Origin of the sequence: Halalkalibacter flavus (assembly GCF_036663575.1) — a bacterium.
GTDB lineage: Bacteria > Bacillota > Bacilli > Bacillales > Bacillaceae_D > Halalkalibacter > Halalkalibacter flavus.
In genome coordinates, this window is sequence record NZ_JAWRVK010000448.1 from 1 (window position 1) to 229 (window position 229).

Genomic DNA, 229 nt, shown 5'->3' on the forward strand with positions numbered 1-229 from the left:
TTTATTAAAAATGCTGTCACTATTTGGGGACTTGGCGTAATATATCGTTCACTCATTGTAAGTTTTATCATCGTTAACCCTTGTATCGAAGCAAAGTAGTAAAATGCCATTTCCGTAGCACTTCCATCTTTAAACTGACCAAGTTCCTGGCCTTTTTCGATTAAATGGGTTGTTTGTTTAAGCATCAATTCACTTTGTTTATTAAGGTTTTGAACCTGAGGGGAAGGCT

The 229-nt window shown here is 36.2% G+C and carries 1 pseudogene; it reads right to left on the bottom strand.

What is annotated here, in order from left to right:
* Positions 1–229: pseudogene (locus SAY88_RS25745) on the bottom strand (TetR/AcrR family transcriptional regulator); the annotation flags it as partial.